Here is a 16,266-nt window from a genome sequence, read left to right on the forward strand (position 1 = left end):
ACTTTCTTGTTTATTTGGTTTCTTTGGTTTGTTTTGTTATTTGGTTGAACCAGGGCAATCGGAGGAACCAAACAAACCAAATGGACCAAACAAACCAAATGACCTCTCCCATGTCAGTTGTTGTGACCGGTGCCTCGACCGGCATTGGCGCCGCCTGCGCACTCGATTGTGTTGGTCGCGGGATGACGGTATTTGCGGGGGTGCGGGACCCTCGGGCTGGGGAGGCGCTTGCCGCGAAGGGTGGCCCGTTACTGATCCCCATCACGCTGGACGTCACGGATGAGCCGTCAATTGCGCGATCGCTCAAAGTAGTGCAACAGGTTGTGGGCGAGGGTGGCCTTGGGGGACTCGTCAATAATGCCGGGATTGCCGTCGGTAGCCCCCTCGAAGTGATTTCTTTGTCGTTGCTCCGGAAACAGCTTGAGGTCAACGTGATCGGGCAGGTCGCTGTCACGCAGGCGTTTCTGCCGTTGCTCCGCCGTGGCCGCGGTCGAATTGTAAACATGGGGTCGATTGCCGGGCGAGGCACCATTCCATTGTTAGGGCCCTATTCTGCCTCGAAGTTCGCGTTGGAGGCGCTGACAGATGCGTTAAGAATGGAACTGCAGCCCTGGGGGATCCATGTGTCAATTATCGAACCGGGGGCGATCGCAACGCCGATTTGGGAGAAATCTGGCATGATGGCCGGGGAACTCGAAGCAGCGGCTGCCGAAGAAGCGATGGCCCTCTATGGCGAAGCGGTCGCGCGCATTCGCGAAGGGGTTGCTCAAGCGGCTCGACGGGCGATTCCAACAGACGCAGTGGTTCGAGCGGTGCATCATGCTTTGACAGCATCTCGTCCCCACACCCGTTACCTTGTCGGCACGGATGCGAAGCTGCGCGCCTGGATGGTGAAGTGGTTGCCGGATCGAGTTCAGGATAGACTGCTCACGTGGGCCCTGAAATATCCCAGCAGAGGTTAACAGAAGGTTTTTTTGGTTTGTTTCGTTTGTTTGGTTTTTGGGTCGAACGAAACTAACCAGATCAACCAAACAAACCAAATGAACCAAACAAACCAGAGCAACCAGTTTAGCCAACGAGGTCGGGGGTGAGGCGATTCAAAGGCTTAATCGAGAGGGCTTTGATTTCGTTATAGATAATCACGCGTCCTGACTGACGATGGTGTGAGAAGACTCCTTCCACAATCACTTGATCTCCCTCCCGGACGTCGACCTGACCGAGGCTGATGACTTTCAGGGTGCCGGCTTGGCTCTTCAAGAGAAACCCATAGGCCGGTTGGCCTTCCCGATTCGTTGCGAGTTGTATGTTGGTCACCTGGCCGGTCACCATCACTTCTTGTCGGTCGTACTGCTCGGGATGGGAGAGGATCTCGGTGATTTCCTGAAGGCCGGATGCGTCAACAGGCAATGGTACAGAGATGAAGGCGAGTAAGGGGATTAAAAGAATAAGGGCGCGAGCGATTCGGTAATGCTGAAGCGATGGCTGGATGCTCGACAGTTTGGCCATGATGTGGAAGTATTATACCTCAATCTGTTGAACTGTCGAATGGTAAGTGATGAATTTTGAGTGTTGAATGTTCTGAGAACATCGAATCGAATCCGATTCCGATTCCGACAATTACACATTCATCATTCAACATTCCAAATGCCGCTTTACGAAGAACGCTACCACTTATCGGACGATCTTCCACTCGCATCTTCTCCCCTGAGACTGTTGAGGATCTGAGCCTGCATTTCAGTCAATTCTTTCGGCGGAGGTTCGGCGGAGTCTGCCGGTGCGCCTATTTCCAGCTTGGGTTTAGCCGCGGTCCTCTTGAGTAGTTCTTCATCGATGGCCTCAGGCGAAAGATCCATGTCGTTGAGAATGGTGGTGAGCCGCTGTAGCCCGAACAACGTTCTCGTGATCTCTGAAAGCATGGCATTGGAGCTGGCTCCGAGGATGAGCGAGGTCAAGAATTTGACTTCGACCTCTTCAGGAAGATTCCCCAAGACAAGCGCCGTCAATTTATCGATCAGTGCGGACTCGGTTTTTTCCAACCCGTCGTACGTTGCGAGCGAACGTTCGATGGGCTGCGCCGCAAGTGCGGAGAACGTGTCTTTCCATAAGTCCAATGGCGCCGTTGCCGTCGCTGCAGCGCCGCTCTGTATGGTGGCCTGGAGGTTATGGAGATATTGCGTCAGGTACTTCACTTTGCGGGCGGCGAGGCTGCCGGCTGGAATGCCCCAGATATGTCCGATTTCGTGATCCTGTAGGGGTGTGGAAATCGCGGTGTGCCGCTCCCGTTCCGCCAGGTCGAGTCGTTTGCGATATTTTTCAGCCATGCGGAGTTGGGTCTGGAATTCGATGCTGAGCCGTTGCAGTTGATAGTCCTCCGCCGTGAGATCACCGGCATCCCAGCTCTGTTCCAACCGGAGAATTGCCGGCTTGGGCAGCACGGTTCTGGCGGAGGCGCGCAAGGCGTCAAGTCTGTCGGCGGAGAGGGAGAATCGCTCGGCGAGGATAATATGGGCTCGGTTTGCGAAGGCCTCCCGGAGACCCGCGAGCCTCCGCAGACTGTCGCACTGCAACCAGGTCCGTTCCCGCTTGAGCCGCATCTGTCGGCGGTACTGGTCCCGCCGGTCTGTGACAACCTTGATCGCTTCTTTGGTCGGCGTGCTGTTGGTGGGCTTCGTGCCGGCGACGCAACGGGGATCAGGTTGATCAGCCACGATGTAGAGGATGTCCTCGTCTGTGACGTCTAAGTATTGGAGTAGTAACAGTCGAAGCATGATCCGCCCTTGTACGGGCAAGGCATCGATGACGGATCGGATCATCTCAACAGTGAGGAGTGAGGGTGGTGAGGCGATGGGAGCCATGGAGTCGATCTCGTTGATTTAGTTTGTTTGGTTCATCTGGTTGCTTTGGTTTGTCTGATGTCTTTCGTTCTTCGAACCAAACCAACTAAACAAACCAGATCAACCAAATAAACCGGTTTTGTTACGCCGTGCCGGAATGGTGCGATTCCAGATAGAGTGCGACGTATTCACGAACTTCTTGGACCGTTCCGCTGACGAACAGGTCCCGTGGAATTTCAACTCGCGTGAGCTTGGCCGGATCTACCCCCCGCTCAATCGCATAGTCCTCATCGATGTATAGGCTCACGGACCCGTCGGGAAAGCGGATTGCGTAGACCGCGTTGTTGTCAGCCATTCGCAGGGTTCTTTGGTTGATCTGGTTTGTTTGGTTTATTTGGTTGGATCAGACAGGCCAGAGGAACCAAACAAACCAGATCAACCAGTATCATACGGGGGAATTGGCTGTCAAAGCGAGGAATCAGCCGCTGAGCGGAGCAGTGAAACACGAAGCATGGATCAGCGGCCATCTGTGGTCTATCTGGTTTGTTAGGTTTTCTCGTTAGTTGGTTTAACTAGACCAACTAAATGAACCAAACAAACCAGCTCATCCAAAATAAACCAGATCAGCCGCCGAGCGTGTCGAGCGTTTCCTTGAGGCTCTTGCGAATGCAGGTGAAGATCGGCGTATCGCGCAACGTATAGCGTGAGCCCTCGGTTTCGCGCAGCGCCATCACGAGATCCAGGAAATCTTCCGGCTTATCGCTCTCAAAGGCCACGACCCATTCCTGATCATCCAACCCGAAGGAATAGCTCGTGTTCAGCTTCACCGAGGGGAAGCGATGGCCGACTTCGATATGCTCGTCCATCATGCCTTGCCGCGCTGCCTTCGTGAGCAGGAACCATTCGCGCGTCTTCAGGAACGGGTAGACGAAAATGTACTTGGCTTTTCCCGGCACGACGGTCAGACGTTTGCCCTCTTGATTTTCGTGGGTGTGATGATCCACGTAGACTGAGCGCTTGGTGATCGAGAGATACGAGTAGGGCGTGCTCTTCACATATTGACGTTTAGGGGCTTGGGGCGCTGGGGTCTGTTCAGGGGTAGCCATCGAAACTCCTCCGTAGTACTTCTTGAGAAGGGCGGCAACTGTGATTATTCGTGTATTCCTGCCGGCTCAGTAGCAGCTTGGTCTTCTATCATCCTGCCTTTGTTATTGTCAACCTCAGAAGACCGTCGAACCCCACCACTCCATGAACGAAACAAGACTGATGAACCATGAAGAGGGGTCGGGCGGTTCATTGACAGGGGAAAAGTGATCTGGTACTGGCATGATCATGTGGGACGTATCGGGAATGGTGAATGGTAGATGGTAAATGATGAATGTGCAATCGAGGGCTTCGTGAATTATGCGAGCTAGACAGAGGACAATGCTACTGTGTGTGGGCGTGGTTGCGTTGAGTGGCCTTCTTGCTGTGCCGGCCCATGCCATCGACGTGCGTCCCTCCGCGGAACAGATTCAGGCGGCACTCAATCAGGGGAAAGAGGCGGCTGAAAAGCGGAGTCCTCCGGATACGTTTTACGTTCGATTCGGCGCGACTGATGAACTGCATCCCAGCGGATTTTTGGTCACGAAGCTGGGTGGGCTTTCGGTCATGGCGACGCATATGGCTCTCCGGGGGAGTCAGCCGAGCGAGGCCGAGATCATGCAAGTGCTGGGAGGCCAGACCATACTGGTCAGCACGGTCATCTTCGGAAATGTCCCGAACTTTGCGGTGGACAGTTATATGGTGTTCGACCAGGGAGGAAAAACCATCAAGCCTGTCACCGTCCGCTTCGACGGGTTTGCCGATCGCAGTGCGGCCTGGCCGGAAAGCCCAAGATTCAAGGCGAAAGTGATTGCCTCGTTCAACTATGCTGACTTCGATCCCAGCGCCAACACGACCATCACGGTCTTTCCGGCAAACGGAGGAGAGGTGAGTTTTCATGTCGATTTTTCCAAGATCCACTAACGGATTGTTTTTTTTGGTTTCTTTGGTTTGTTTTGTTTATTTGGTTGGGTGAGCCGGACTAACCGGATGAACTAAATCAACCAAACAAACCAAACAAACCAAATGAACCAAATAGACCAGATGGACCAGATTCATGCAGAAATCATCGCGATCGGCAGCGAACTGTTGATCGGGGGCCGATCCGATTCCAACTCTCTCTTTCTCGCCGACGAACTTGGCCTGCTTGGGATTGCCGTTCGATTCAAATCGGTTGTCGGTGATGACCGGCAGGATATCGTCACAGCGATTCACACAGCCGCGAAGAGAGCGCAGGTGATCGTGATGACCGGCGGACTCGGTCCCACCGTGGACGATTGCACGAGAGAAGCGGTGGCCTACGCGACCGGACATCGGCTCGGTCGTCGCAAGGAAGCGCTGGATGGGATGACGGCCAGACTTGCGCAGTGGGGGCGCACCCCAAGCACCGCACAGTTGCGCCAGGCAATGATTCCGTCCGGAGCCACCGTACTGAAGAATCCGGTCGGTTCTGCGCCGGGATTCTGTCTGACATGGAAGAGGGCGTTGATCATCTGCTTGCCTGGCGTACCGTCGGAAATGGAAGCGATGATGCGGCAGGAAGTGTTGCCGCTGTTGCGTGCTGCACGCGAATCGTCAGGCAGGCAGCCGGGAACCGCGATCGTTCGGCAGGTGTTCCATACCTTCGGCCTGGCTGAAGCGGATATCGATGCCAAATTACAGGGGCTCATTTCGAAACGCATGCCGGTTGATCTGGGGTTGCTCGCATCGCCGATGGGTGTCCTGGTCTCACTGACGACGAAGGGAATCCCAACGGCGAAGGGGAAGAATCACGATCTGTTGGAGAAGCTGGCGAACGGTGTCCGCTCACGGCTCAACGAGTGGCTCTTTGCCGAGGGGCGTGACACGATGGAAGAGGTCGTCGGGCGGGAACTCACAACACGGGGACTCACGCTGGCGGTAGCGGAATCCTGCACCGGCGGACTGATCGGCCATCGGCTTACGCAGGTGGCTGGTTCATCTGCCTATGTGGATCGTGGCGCCGTGTGCTACAGCAATCAGGCAAAGACCGAGATGCTGGGAGTGCCTGAGGCATTGATTGCGCAATATGGAGCGGTGAGCAGGGAGGTCGCAGCGGCGATGGCCTGCGGGATGCGCGAGCGTGCCCGCGTATCGGTCGGACTCAGTGTCACAGGCATTGCCGGGCCGGGCGGCGGGACCGAGACGAAGCCGGTCGGGCTGGTCTATATCGGGTTGGATGATGGAACCGGCAGGCCGATCACGCGGGAATTCCGGTTTCACGGCGACCGGAATGTCATCAAACACCGGTCCTCGCAAGCCGCACTGGACCTTCTTCGCCGGTGGTTACTCGGGAAAGTTTTAGTGTGATCCGAACCTTCCTTGCTGTCGAACTCTCTCAAGAACTGCGGGCCGCTCTTGCCGCTCTCCAACAGGAGTTGAAGCGTACTATTGAGCCGGAGATGAAGGGCGTCACGCGCATTTCGTGGGTGCAGCCCCTGTCGCTTCATCTGACTGCCAAATTCCTTGGCGACATGGATGAGCAGATGATCGATCCGCTCCGTGTTGCGCTTGAGCAGACGCTCGGCCGTCACAGCGCTGTGGATGTGCCGCTTGAACGGCTCGGCGGATTTCCTCGTCCCCACAGCCCGCGCGTCCTGTGGGTCGGACCATCGGAAGCCTGGGAGCGGGGGACAGAGGCGGGACGAATCGCAGAGATCCATGGCACGATCGAGCAGACCTGTGACGACTTGGGTTTTCTTCGCGAGACGAAACCCTTCAGCCCTCATCTGACCCTGGCGCGAATCAGAGTGGGAGAACGGCAGGTTGGAGTCGCGTTGGCCAGGAGCGGAGTGCTGGATCGTCCGCTTGCAATCGGAACATTGGTGATGGGATCGGTCGCACTCATGAGGAGTGAATTGAAGCCGACCGGTTCGATCTATACGAAGCTGTGGGAGGTGCGACTTTGGGGCGGCCAGGTGTCCTCCTTGCTCGCGGAACGCGCACGATAAGGGGATGGAAGGACACCCCTGTTGATCCTGTGCTCCCGGAACGCGCGCCCTGAGAAGGGCCTCGTTCGACGGCCGCAGGTAGACCAACAGGGGTGTCCTTCCAAGAGAGAAAAACAGGCAAGCTTGGACAGGTCAATTCGTTAGATGGTGCTCGCCTGGGTTAATGGCACGTCTTGGCGTGCCAATGGGTGGGCGGGTGAGAAGGTCGCGCGCAATAGAGGATCGACCAGGCTACCCTTGGAAGTCAAATACGGGTTGGGATAACACGCGCAGTTGGAGACCAATCGGCTCCCAGATCGGTGCCACCCGCTATTCTTGGGAGTGGAAAGGTCAAGGGGGAAGCGGCGCAGATTCTTTACACCCCGATCACGCGGAAGCCGCTGGCCATGGCAGCCGTGGCAAGAGCTTCGTCGTGCGTTGCCATGACAAGCTCGGCAGCGGTGTGTTCCCGCCACAACAGTGCGGTCGCAAGGTGCATGCAGCGCATCCAAGGTTCCGAGAGCGGTCGGGAGCGGCTGTGAGGCTCGAGACAACACAGGCCCCGTCAGCTCCACTATCTCCATCGCTTCGATCAATCGATAGACGGCTTCACGCCGGGCGGCCACGTCGGCGTCATCGAACTCTTCAGCCAACCGGACGCGGTCCAGTGTGCGCAGGCATTCCACCTCGACCAGCGCGGAGGCCACACCCTGTTCAATGGATCGCCATTCCTTCAGCGCATTGCGCTGGCCGAGAATCACGCGAAGCAAAACCGACGAATCGAGGTAGGCGATCACCGCTCATCCTGTCGTTCCTCGCTCAGAAACGCGAGGATATCCTTGCGGAGGCGAAGCGGCGGAGGCAACGGCACGCGTTGGAGCTTCGGAGCAGAGACGAGAGGAGGGCGAACGGTTAAGGTCCTCCCCGTTTTTTCAATCGGCACAAGCCGCGCAATGGGGTGGTCGCGATCCAAGATCGTCATGGATCGGCCCGCGCGAACCTTTCGGAGATGCTCGCTCAACCGGCTCTTCAGATCGGCAATCTTGACGGTATTCATGGTCACATATTAGTCATGTCTGGTCATGAAAGCAAGACATGGCAAGATGCGCAACGGCACGCTTCGCTCGCTTGGGTGAAGTCCGAAGGCTAAAGGCTAAAAACTCAGAACCCAGAACTCAAAACTCAGAACTTCGCTTCCCCCATGTCCCGCGTACGTCATGCGTGCTAGTAGGCTGTTGAGAAAGGCTGTCCAGCAAGGCCGCAGCGTCTGAAGAAGGCTGAGGTTGAGGTCAAGGTTGAGCAAAGACCAAACTCTTTCCATCTCCGCCTTAACCTTAGCCTAAACCTCAACGTTCCGGAGAGCTGGCGGACTTTATCAGCAGCCTGCTATATCGTGAGGGTTTGGCCTTCTTCAAGGACCTTTAAGCCGGGGATCTGTAATTCGCGAAGCTCGCGTAGGATTTGGTCCTTGTATGGCGGCTTGAGATGGTACGCATAGACTGGTACGTGGTCGTTCTGTAGTTTCTGCCACTCGGCAGCGAAGAGTGACGGTGTGAGATGTTTGCTCTGTTTGCTCAGGGCCGCGAGCTTGTTGGGGAAGGAGGACTCGATGAACGCCGCTTTCAGCTCCGGGATGGTCCGGCCCAGGCGCCAGATTTCTTCCGTGGTATAGGTGTCGCCGCTATAGAGCAACGATGCCTGCCGGTCCTTCACGATGTATCCCACGGTGGGCACCGTATGGTTGACCTCCACCGGTGTGACTTCGAGATGACCGAGTGTCACCGTTTCACCGGGTTTGAGCACTTGTGCCTGCAAGACCGGACGGTTCCGATTCGGCAAGGCGAAAAAATCCGGATACAGTCTGCCGTTAAACACATGATCCCGTAACCCTTGGATCACCGAATCAGCCGCCGCCACGACCACCGGCTCATCGAACTCCTCTGCGAGGTTGTCGGCCAATGTCGGCAGGCTCTTGATGTGATCGAAATGGAGGTGGCTGAGGAGCACATATCGAATGTGTTGTTGCTCTACGAGAGAAAGTCTGGTTCCGATCGTGCCGGCATCCAGCAACAGGGAGCGATCAATGAGAAATCCACAAGTCTCTTGGCGTACCAGTCCGCCGGTTCCGCCGACGAGCTGATCGGCACCGTGACACCCTAAGACTTGTATTTGCATCTGCTGACTCTGATCCAAACGAGAAACGGCTGGCTGCCGATATTCTTACTTACGTGGGAGAGATCCCCGGAGGCTTAAGGGGTAAGTAGATATGGAACGTTGTCCCGACTCCTAGCTCGCTCTCCACGGTAATCTTGCCATGGTGGGCATCGACCACGTCTTTCACAATCTTGGTGCCTAATCCTGTCCCGCCATGCTTGCTGCTTTTTGCAGCCGCTGTAAAAAGTGAGTCCCGGACCTCAGGAGGCATGCCTTTGCCCGTATCTTCTATGGTCACATTGAGTGCAACTCCGACCGGTTCTTCCCTGGCCGACACAGTAATCATGCCTCCGGGCTGCACCTCAGGAATCGCATTGTTGACGAGATTATACAGGGCGTTGAACAGCCGCCGCTCATCGGCCACGAGGTTCGGCGTTCGGCCGAGCCCGGAGGTGTGAATCGAGACCCCCTTCTGGCTGGACCACCACTTCAATGTGTCCACCACTTCCGTGATGACTTTGTCGATCCGGCAAGGAGCGAAATCCGGGGGCGTGCTGAGTCCCTTCACGCAATCGCTGATTTCCTTTACCCGGTCCTGCATCCGGCGTGAGGAGTTCTCTACCATCCCGACCACTTCGTTAAACCGTTCGAAACTTTTCTTGGCCTGGGCGTCTCCCTTCGCGATGGTGTCTCCCCACAAGTCCTTGAGCTCGCCGTGCATCAGTTCTGCCCCGACCACCACGGGCATCAGGAGATTCTTGATGTCATGACTGATATCACCGAGTAACCGTACCACCTCTGCCAGTTTTGCCTCGTGGTAGAGCCGGGCCTGTTCGATCGACGATGCCGTGATCGCGGACACGATGCTCAAAATCGCGACATCGTCGTCGTCGAGCAATCCTCCCCGTTTATTGAGAACCTCGAGCACGCCGATGGGCTCGCCTTCCCACCGTTTCAGAGGGATGGCAATCATGTCGTGTGTAGTGTGCTTGGTCAATTCATCGATCGTGGAACTGTGGCGAGGGTCATGCTTGACGTCACGCACCACGAGAGGAGTACCGGACTGAAAGACAGACCCGGCGATTCCCTGACCCCAGGGAATCGCAGTCCCAGCCTTCACGGGGCTTTCTCCGATGGAATGGCGAAAGATGAGTTGTTGTGAGGCCGGATCTGCGAGGAGAATCGATCCGCTTTCTGCCTGCACCACGTCAAGTGCCGTGCGGAGAGCTTTCGCCACCAGCTCATCCGGCGTCAAATGTTCAAACAGGGCTTCGCTGATACGGCGCGCTGCTTCAAGCTCCCGATCCTTCCTCACCCTTCGCCGGTCGTCTTCACGGCGTGGAGCCGCACGCCGTTCCTTCGGCACAACTTGTTCTGTCAATGGGTTGTCCTTCTTATCCATCTGGTCTGTTTGGTCTATTCGGTCTCTCTGGTCTATCTAGTCTGTCCGGTCTATCTGGTCTGTTCGGTCTATCTCGTCTGTTCAGTCTGTCTCGTGTGTTTGAATGAACGAAACTAACCTGACCACCCAGATAGACCAGAGAGACTAGACAGACCCCTCAGGCTCATCTCGCGAGGTATTTTGCGTCGACACTATACTCGGTTGTCGGACCGGAGTGAATAGACTCAAACGAGGGGAGTCCATTTGAGGGGATAGTCAGCGTGGCGTCGGAAGAGTATACGTTTCAGACAAAATGTGCAGGCGCAGGGGTCTATCTTGTCTATTCAGTCTGTCAGGTCCTAAGTTTGGACCGGACCAGACAAACCAGATAGACCGAACAGACCAGACAGACCAGACAGTGGCATTGCGAGTACGAGCATGTCTATGGCGCGAGTGCTTATAGTTGATGATGAAGAGCATGTCAGGCAAGTAGTCAGCCTTGTGCTGAAACAAGGTGGCTACGAAGTAATCGAGGCGGCTGATGGCGAAGAAGCCATCGCCATGATCCAATCCTATCCCTCCGGCTTCTCAGCCCAAGCAATTATCTGTGACATTAACCTTCCCAAAGTGAGCGGGCACGAGTTCATCGCATTCATCCGGCAGCAGCTTCCGACCGTTCCCGTCATCGTACTGACCGGGTATCCCGATGTCCAGGGAGCTGCGGCACTGTTCAAACAAGGTGTAGTCGATTATCTCATCAAGCCTGGCAGGGCAGATACGTTGTTGGATGCAGTCAGGCGGGCAATCGGTGAACAGACGCTGATCGGGTAGGCCGCCACGCGGCGGCACGTCTCGTATCTCTCGCGCATCCTGGGAGCCACCCCCCTCATTTGAGGGGATAGGCATATATCGTTATCCCGTGATACCTGATAGCCGCTGATGGCTGGAGGCGGAGGACCAAGGGCTTTTGGGAAAACTCTGTGGATACAGAGAGGGGTCGTTGGTCTGCACGTCTGGGAGAGTAGGAGTACACCACGCAGGATGCTTAAAAAGGCCGTTCAGCAAGGCCGCAGCGAGCGAAGAAGCGAGGCGTACCCTTGCGGTACGTTGAGCCTCTGAGCGATGCGAGAACGAAGCTGGCGGACTTTTTCAGCATCCTGCTAAGGGCCTAATACAGAGGGGAGGCATTATGAGTCTAGGGAGAGTGCTTATCGTGGACGATGAGTCGGACGTGCGAACATCCGTGCGCCTTATCTTAACGAAGGCAGGATACGATGTGGATGAAGCCGAAGATCCAGAGGCAGGAGTCGCCTTGGTGAAATCAACACGTAGTCAGGTGCCCTTGAGTGCGATTGTGACCGATCTCAATATGCCGAAGATCAACGAGATCATCGTGATTCCCTATTATCGTTCCCAATACCCCACCTGTCCGATCATTGTGCTGAGTGGATCACCAAAGCTGGAGAAAGCCTCCAACATGTTCAAGGCAGCCGGTGTGGAATTCCTTCCAAAACCGATTAACCAAGAGCAGTTGTTGAGCGCCCTGAAGAATGCCGTCAAGGCCGGGTAATTGAAAGACAAGAGGGACTGGCCCCTCCGTCGCCTCTGGGCTGAGGAGGGTGCCTGTCCCTTTGTTCTCGTCTGTCCCACCCTTCCCATTTCCCCCCTAGCAGGATGCTGAAGAAGTCCGCCGGCAGAGGGAGGGTGACCTGGTCGTCCTCCTGCTCGCGGAACGCGCGCCCTGAGAAGGGCCTCGTTCGACGGCCGCACGTAGACCAACAGGGGTGTCCTTCCAAGAGAAAAAAACAGGCAAGCTTGGACAGGTCAATTCGTTAGATGGTGCTCGCCTGGGTTACTGGCACGTCTTGGCGTGCCAGTGGGTGGGCGGGTGAGAAGGTCGCGCGCAATCGAGGATCGACCAGGCTACCCTTGAAAGATAATATAAAATAGAAATGGAGCGCGCAGTGAAAATCGGCACGGCTCCTCCCTCATGGGACGAAAAGAAAAATCTTGACGGGAGGGGAAAGAAAGGTCCGGAATGAGCAAAGTGTGCAGAATCCTTGCCTAGGAGGCCCATTTCAGCGCGAGCTTCTTCTGGTTCACGGCACAGTCTCTGAGGTACAGGTTAATCAAGTGCTGGTAGGGCATATTAAGTTCTGCCGCCAGCCCTTTGAAGTATCCGATCGTGGCCCGATCCAATCGGATTGTAATCGACTGTTTTAATAGACCCCGATAGGGATTTCGTGCTCCCTTCATCTTCGAGAAATCATATTCGGTTCTCATGGGTCACCTCCCGTAATGTGTGGCTTCCTGGCGAGTCGCCTTTCGGGCCGAAATAATCCGAATGACATGATCACTTTCCCTATAGCAGTGGCAGACGACCAGGACTCGCAATTTAACGCTAATGCCAAGCATGATGAATCGATCTTCGTTATCTGAATGGTCCGGGTCAAAGAATCGAATGGCCGAGTCGTCGAGAAACACCGTCTGGGCTTCCTCGAATGAGATGCCATGCTTCTTGATGTTTTGGCGATTCTTAGCCTCGTCCCACTCGAACCGCAATTCAAGCATATGTACAGTGTACATATGCGCGAGCGGTCGCGCAATAGCGTTCCGACGGAGCCGTCACAGCGGGGTTAAAGCGCGCCCTTCGACTTTGCTCGGTTCAACTAGGCTCACCACAAGCAGGACAGGCACCACAGGCAGGGCAGGCCGCAATGAGGAAAGACTCCCGGCCCCGTTTCTTCCTTTCAAGTCCTTGACTGGTATGGCTTCAAGCCATGCGTCAAAATGAACCACTGGGCGATCTCAGGAGAAATCTACGCGTCGATCCAGATCTTCACGCTGCGAGGATGGGATGATCAAGCCGACTGCTGGCAAAACGAAGGCACGCCGGGATGTCTTCTGCTTCGAGATCCGGCAGCTCTTTGAGGACTTGTTGCTGAGTGAGCCCTGCGGCGAGAAGATCCAGGACGTCAATCACCCGAATCCGCATCCCACGAATGCAGGGTCGCCCTCCGCACTGTGCAGGATTCACAGTGATGCGTTCTGCGAGTTCAGCCATGATGAAAACCTCTTGAGCAAATCCGTCGCCTACATATTTACCGAATGAATTTCGATCCCCAGGCTGGGAGGTAAGTCTAGTGAAAACTCGGTCGTTTAGCTACTACCCCAGCGAACATCCCCTGGACTAGGAGTCTGGGTTGTGCCCGTACAAGAAATGAGGACATTCCGGTCTTCTTCTGTCAGACGATAGGCAGGCGATAGACAGAATTCAGAATGTCCCGCTTCTTATACTCAAAACTCAGAACCGGCTTCATTTCGCCCGTCCCGCCCCCCCCCCGCCTCTAACTCAGAACCCAGAACTCAAAACTGTTTCGCTTGTCCCGCTTTTCGCGCCTTTCTCGCCCGTCTCGCCCATTTGGCCCTTCCCGCCTCCCCAGGCCCCCCCCCTCATTCGGGGGGGACTCATCTGTGGGTATTGTTATGGGAATCGGGATGGGAGTATAAACCGCGCAGTGCATATCGATAGAAGATGTGCAGATTCACGATCGGGAGCCTGGGTTTCTATCTTGTATTCTCACCAGTGACGTTTTCAATTACTACGTCACCTGAAGGGTCTGAAGGCATGCGCCCATCACGACCGTCTCTGCTTCATATCAGCCCTCGTCTGATCCTGCTCATGAGTCTGATGTTCCTTGCAGGCTTGGCTGGCTGTGGACCGGCTTCCTCTGATGGCGAGCCGCCCTTGTCTCAGAAGAACCAGCCACCACGAACCGATCTCCTCGCCTCGTCCGGAAGTTCCGCGACAGCAAGCCCTGCTCCCCTTGCTTCAGAAAATAGGACAGGCTCCCTGCCTGGGCAGGGGACACCCCGAATGCCGGCAAACCCAATAGACGACTTAGTCGTACCAGCATGGATTGCCAAGGACCTTTCCTCGTCGGATGTTGGCACCAGGCTCAAGGCTCTGGACGCCTGGGTGATGTTTGCTCCTATTGGATCGATCGATCCCTTGATCCTGGCCTATGTGAATGATGAAGAACGGGTCCGGGCTCGTGCAATGGAATTGATCGAGCAAGACTGGGCCCGTGCTGGTGGTTTATTGGAATAAGACGAAGGCGTTGACTGCGAAATTGGGATAGCGTGGTTGCTTAATAGGGGAATGACTTTTTTAGATCCACACAGGAGGTACTTATGAGGTATCCACGGAAATTTGTACAGCGAATCGGGCTTGTGTCGACTCTGCTGATTGGGGGAGTTTTCGGAGGACTGATGACGCCGCTTCCGTCGGAAGCCCTGCCGCCGACTGTCACACTCAAGGTCGATAACGGAACCCCAGCCTCAATCCTAAGCACAACGAACACATCCTCGGCCTGTACAACGACTGAACTGACTCTGGGCTATACTCACTGCTACGCGATTAACACGGCCCTTACCGTCGCCGGCGCCGGCGCTGCGGTTAACCGGTCATATAATGTCCGGAATGCCCCGGGCGCCACGGCGCGACTGAGAGTGGGCGACAACGCTGGCAGCGATAAATTTTCGTTAATCGGGGTGCAATTCATACCAGCGGTGACGAACTGGGGTTCCGCTGCTGCCAACGCCAACGAAACGCACGTGTTGACCATAGCCATGTCCAATATATTTGACTCCGCTGCCAATGTGAACAATAAGGGGACGTATGTTTGGGCCATAAGGGCCGGCGGCGAGTTCCGTGCAGGGCCGACTACGGCGGGTGCCTGTACCGGATTTACAACGACTGGCGTATGCAATAACATCGGTAATTCGGTGACATTCCCGGGGACGGGAACATTTAGCCCCGCCCTTACGAACAGAAACATTTTAAGCCCTGCTGGTTCAGTCGCCAATACCCAGCCGCTGAGTTTTACTGTAGCGGGCCCCACTACAGCCATCGTGAGTTTCAACGGACTCACGAATACAACCCTGGGTCAGGTGAATCCAACCTATCCGTCATTCGTCTGCGATCTCAACGGCGGTAACTTAGATACCACCGATGTATGCAAACCGACCATTACCCAAACCATGACGGTCACATTGAAGGGGCCGGATTCATTTGTGCTGGTAAACGGTGGGGATGCGTTTGGAGCGAACTGCGATGCCACGCTCACTGCCAAACAACAGAAGCAAATTGCATTTTTGACGAAGCTTGTGAAATTTCTAAACTGGTGGGAGAGCACACACCCCAATCCTCGCCTCAGCGCATTTATCGACAAGATCGAGGCGTTTCTCGCCGTGGTAAACACGGTAGATCCGAACTGTGGAGGAGCGACGCTTGTCAACTTAGATATTGCCACTGCTGCCGCGCTCGATCAGGTGGCGTTTGCGGCGAGCGGCGGAGCGGAGGGGGAGCCCGCGCCGCCTCATTATTACGCTGTGATCAGCAGCCCCGGCTTGACTTGGGAGGGGGCAAGAACTGCGGCCGCAAGTATAAGGGAAGACTGCCACTTGGCCACCATCACTTCGGAGGCTGAACAGGCGATTATCAATGCCCTGCTACCTGATCCCAGCGGACTTGAAGGCACTCAAGATTACTGGATTGGAGGAACACAACCAGGTGAATCTGCTGAGCCGAGCGGCAATTGGCAGTGGATCAATGACGAAGGCATCTTTTGGAACAATGGGTCAACCGGGATGTATGCGAACTGGGGATCTCTCCTCACGTGTCCAACCTGCGATAATGAGCCGAACAACTCCGGTGGTTACGAGAACCGCTTGACCGTGGATAGTCGCTATTTGTGGGGCTGGAATGACCTTAACAGCGGAAATTCCTCCGTTGAAGGCTATATTACTGAAGGAACTCAAGGAGTTTGCCAGCCGCCGGTGATTGATTGAGTACGGAGAGCCT

The 16,266-nt window shown here is 55.5% G+C and carries 18 protein-coding genes and 1 pseudogene; 8 read left to right on the forward strand and 11 right to left on the reverse strand.

The features are described from left to right. The first annotated feature begins 98 nt into the window (after positions 1-98). Positions 99-962, forward strand: coding sequence for an SDR family oxidoreductase (locus HZB34_05365; protein MBI5315381.1), 864 nt, complete (start codon positions 99-101; stop codon positions 960-962). Positions 963-1,068: 106 nt separating this feature from the next. On the opposite strand, the gene HZB34_05370 is transcribed toward HZB34_05365, so the two are convergent. The 4 genes and pseudogenes from HZB34_05370 to HZB34_05385 all read right to left on the reverse strand — a co-directional run bounded on the left by HZB34_05370 (position 1,069) and on the right by HZB34_05385 (position 3,895). Beyond that, positions 1,069-1,506, reverse strand: a complete 438-nt coding sequence (locus HZB34_05370) for a hypothetical protein (GenBank protein MBI5315382.1) — start codon at positions 1,504-1,506, stop codon at positions 1,069-1,071. A 158-nt stretch (positions 1,507-1,664) separates the two neighbouring features. Beyond that, positions 1,665-2,855, reverse strand: coding sequence for a hypothetical protein (locus HZB34_05375; protein MBI5315383.1), 1,191 nt, complete (start codon positions 2,853-2,855; stop codon positions 1,665-1,667). A gap of 121 nt (positions 2,856-2,976) precedes the next feature. Then, complete coding sequence (locus HZB34_05380) at positions 2,977-3,189, reverse strand: hypothetical protein (protein ID MBI5315384.1); 213 nt, start codon at positions 3,187-3,189, stop codon at positions 2,977-2,979. Positions 3,190-3,457: 268 nt separating this feature from the next. Next, a pseudogene (locus HZB34_05385) lies at positions 3,458-3,895 on the reverse strand (chlorite dismutase family protein). 364 nt (positions 3,896-4,259) lie between these two features. Here HZB34_05385 and HZB34_05390 point away from each other — a divergent pair. The 3 genes from HZB34_05390 (at position 4,260) to thpR (ending at position 6,886) form a co-directional block, all read left to right on the forward strand. Beyond that, positions 4,260-4,841, forward strand: coding sequence for a hypothetical protein (locus HZB34_05390; GenBank protein ID MBI5315385.1), 582 nt, complete (start codon positions 4,260-4,262; stop codon positions 4,839-4,841). A gap of 102 nt (positions 4,842-4,943) precedes the next feature. Next, positions 4,944-6,245 carry a competence/damage-inducible protein A gene (locus tag HZB34_05395; protein MBI5315386.1) on the forward strand — a complete coding sequence of 434 codons (1,302 nt, stop codon included), beginning with the start codon at positions 4,944-4,946 and terminating at the stop codon, positions 6,243-6,245. Beyond that, a complete protein-coding gene (gene thpR, locus HZB34_05400; GenBank protein MBI5315387.1) occupies positions 6,242-6,886 on the forward strand; it encodes an RNA 2',3'-cyclic phosphodiesterase in 645 nt (214 codons plus the stop codon). The genes HZB34_05395 and thpR overlap by 4 nt, the downstream gene beginning before the upstream one ends. A 140-nt stretch (positions 6,887-7,026) precedes the next feature. Here thpR and HZB34_05405 read toward each other — a convergent pair whose 3' ends face one another. The 4 genes from HZB34_05405 to HZB34_05420 form a co-directional block, all read right to left on the reverse strand. Beyond that, on the reverse strand, positions 7,027-7,662 hold the full coding sequence (locus tag HZB34_05405) for a PIN domain-containing protein (GenBank protein ID MBI5315388.1): 636 nt from the start codon (positions 7,660-7,662) through the stop codon (positions 7,027-7,029). Further along, complete coding sequence (locus HZB34_05410; GenBank protein MBI5315389.1) at positions 7,659-7,922, reverse strand: type II toxin-antitoxin system Phd/YefM family antitoxin; 264 nt, start codon at positions 7,920-7,922, stop codon at positions 7,659-7,661. Before HZB34_05410 ends, HZB34_05405 begins: the two co-directional genes overlap by 4 nt. A 329-nt stretch (positions 7,923-8,251) precedes the next feature. Beyond that, a complete protein-coding gene (locus HZB34_05415) occupies positions 8,252-9,040 on the reverse strand; it encodes a 3',5'-cyclic-nucleotide phosphodiesterase (GenBank protein MBI5315390.1) in 789 nt (262 codons plus the stop codon). A gap of 49 nt (positions 9,041-9,089) precedes the next feature. Next, positions 9,090-10,421, reverse strand: a complete 1,332-nt coding sequence (locus HZB34_05420) for a GAF domain-containing sensor histidine kinase (protein ID MBI5315391.1) — start codon at positions 10,419-10,421, stop codon at positions 9,090-9,092. Positions 10,422-10,844: 423 nt separating this feature from the next. Between HZB34_05420 and HZB34_05425 the strand changes: the two genes are divergently transcribed. Beyond that, positions 10,845-11,231 (forward strand): response regulator, encoded by a 387-nt coding sequence (locus HZB34_05425; GenBank protein ID MBI5315392.1) that lies wholly within the window; start codon positions 10,845-10,847, stop codon positions 11,229-11,231. Positions 11,232-11,589: 358 nt separating this feature from the next. Beyond that, on the forward strand, positions 11,590-11,970 hold the full coding sequence (locus HZB34_05430; protein ID MBI5315393.1) for a response regulator: 381 nt from the start codon (positions 11,590-11,592) through the stop codon (positions 11,968-11,970). Between the two features lie 494 nt (positions 11,971-12,464). Here HZB34_05430 and HZB34_05435 read toward each other — a convergent pair whose 3' ends face one another. The 3 genes from HZB34_05435 to HZB34_05445 all read right to left on the reverse strand — a co-directional run bounded on the left by HZB34_05435 (position 12,465) and on the right by HZB34_05445 (position 13,464). Further along, positions 12,465-12,683: an antitoxin gene (locus HZB34_05435; protein MBI5315394.1), complete on the reverse strand. Its 219-nt coding sequence runs from the start codon at positions 12,681-12,683 to the stop codon at positions 12,465-12,467. Positions 12,684-12,686: 3 nt separating this feature from the next. Beyond that, complete coding sequence (locus tag HZB34_05440; GenBank protein MBI5315395.1) at positions 12,687-12,971, reverse strand: BrnT family toxin; 285 nt, start codon at positions 12,969-12,971, stop codon at positions 12,687-12,689. A 268-nt stretch (positions 12,972-13,239) separates the two neighbouring features. Further along, positions 13,240-13,464: a DUF433 domain-containing protein gene (locus HZB34_05445; GenBank protein ID MBI5315396.1), complete on the reverse strand. Its 225-nt coding sequence runs from the start codon at positions 13,462-13,464 to the stop codon at positions 13,240-13,242. 813 nt (positions 13,465-14,277) lie between these two features. Here HZB34_05445 and HZB34_05450 point away from each other — a divergent pair. Continuing rightward, a complete protein-coding gene (locus HZB34_05450) occupies positions 14,278-14,511 on the forward strand; it encodes a hypothetical protein (protein MBI5315397.1) in 234 nt (77 codons plus the stop codon). Between the two features lie 83 nt (positions 14,512-14,594). Then, a complete protein-coding gene (locus HZB34_05455) occupies positions 14,595-16,253 on the forward strand; it encodes a hypothetical protein (GenBank protein ID MBI5315398.1) in 1,659 nt (552 codons plus the stop codon). Positions 16,254-16,266 lie beyond the last annotated feature (13 nt).

It is taken from the genome of Nitrospirota bacterium, assembly GCA_016219645.1.
Classification (GTDB): Bacteria; Nitrospirota; Nitrospiria; order Nitrospirales; family Nitrospiraceae; genus Palsa-1315.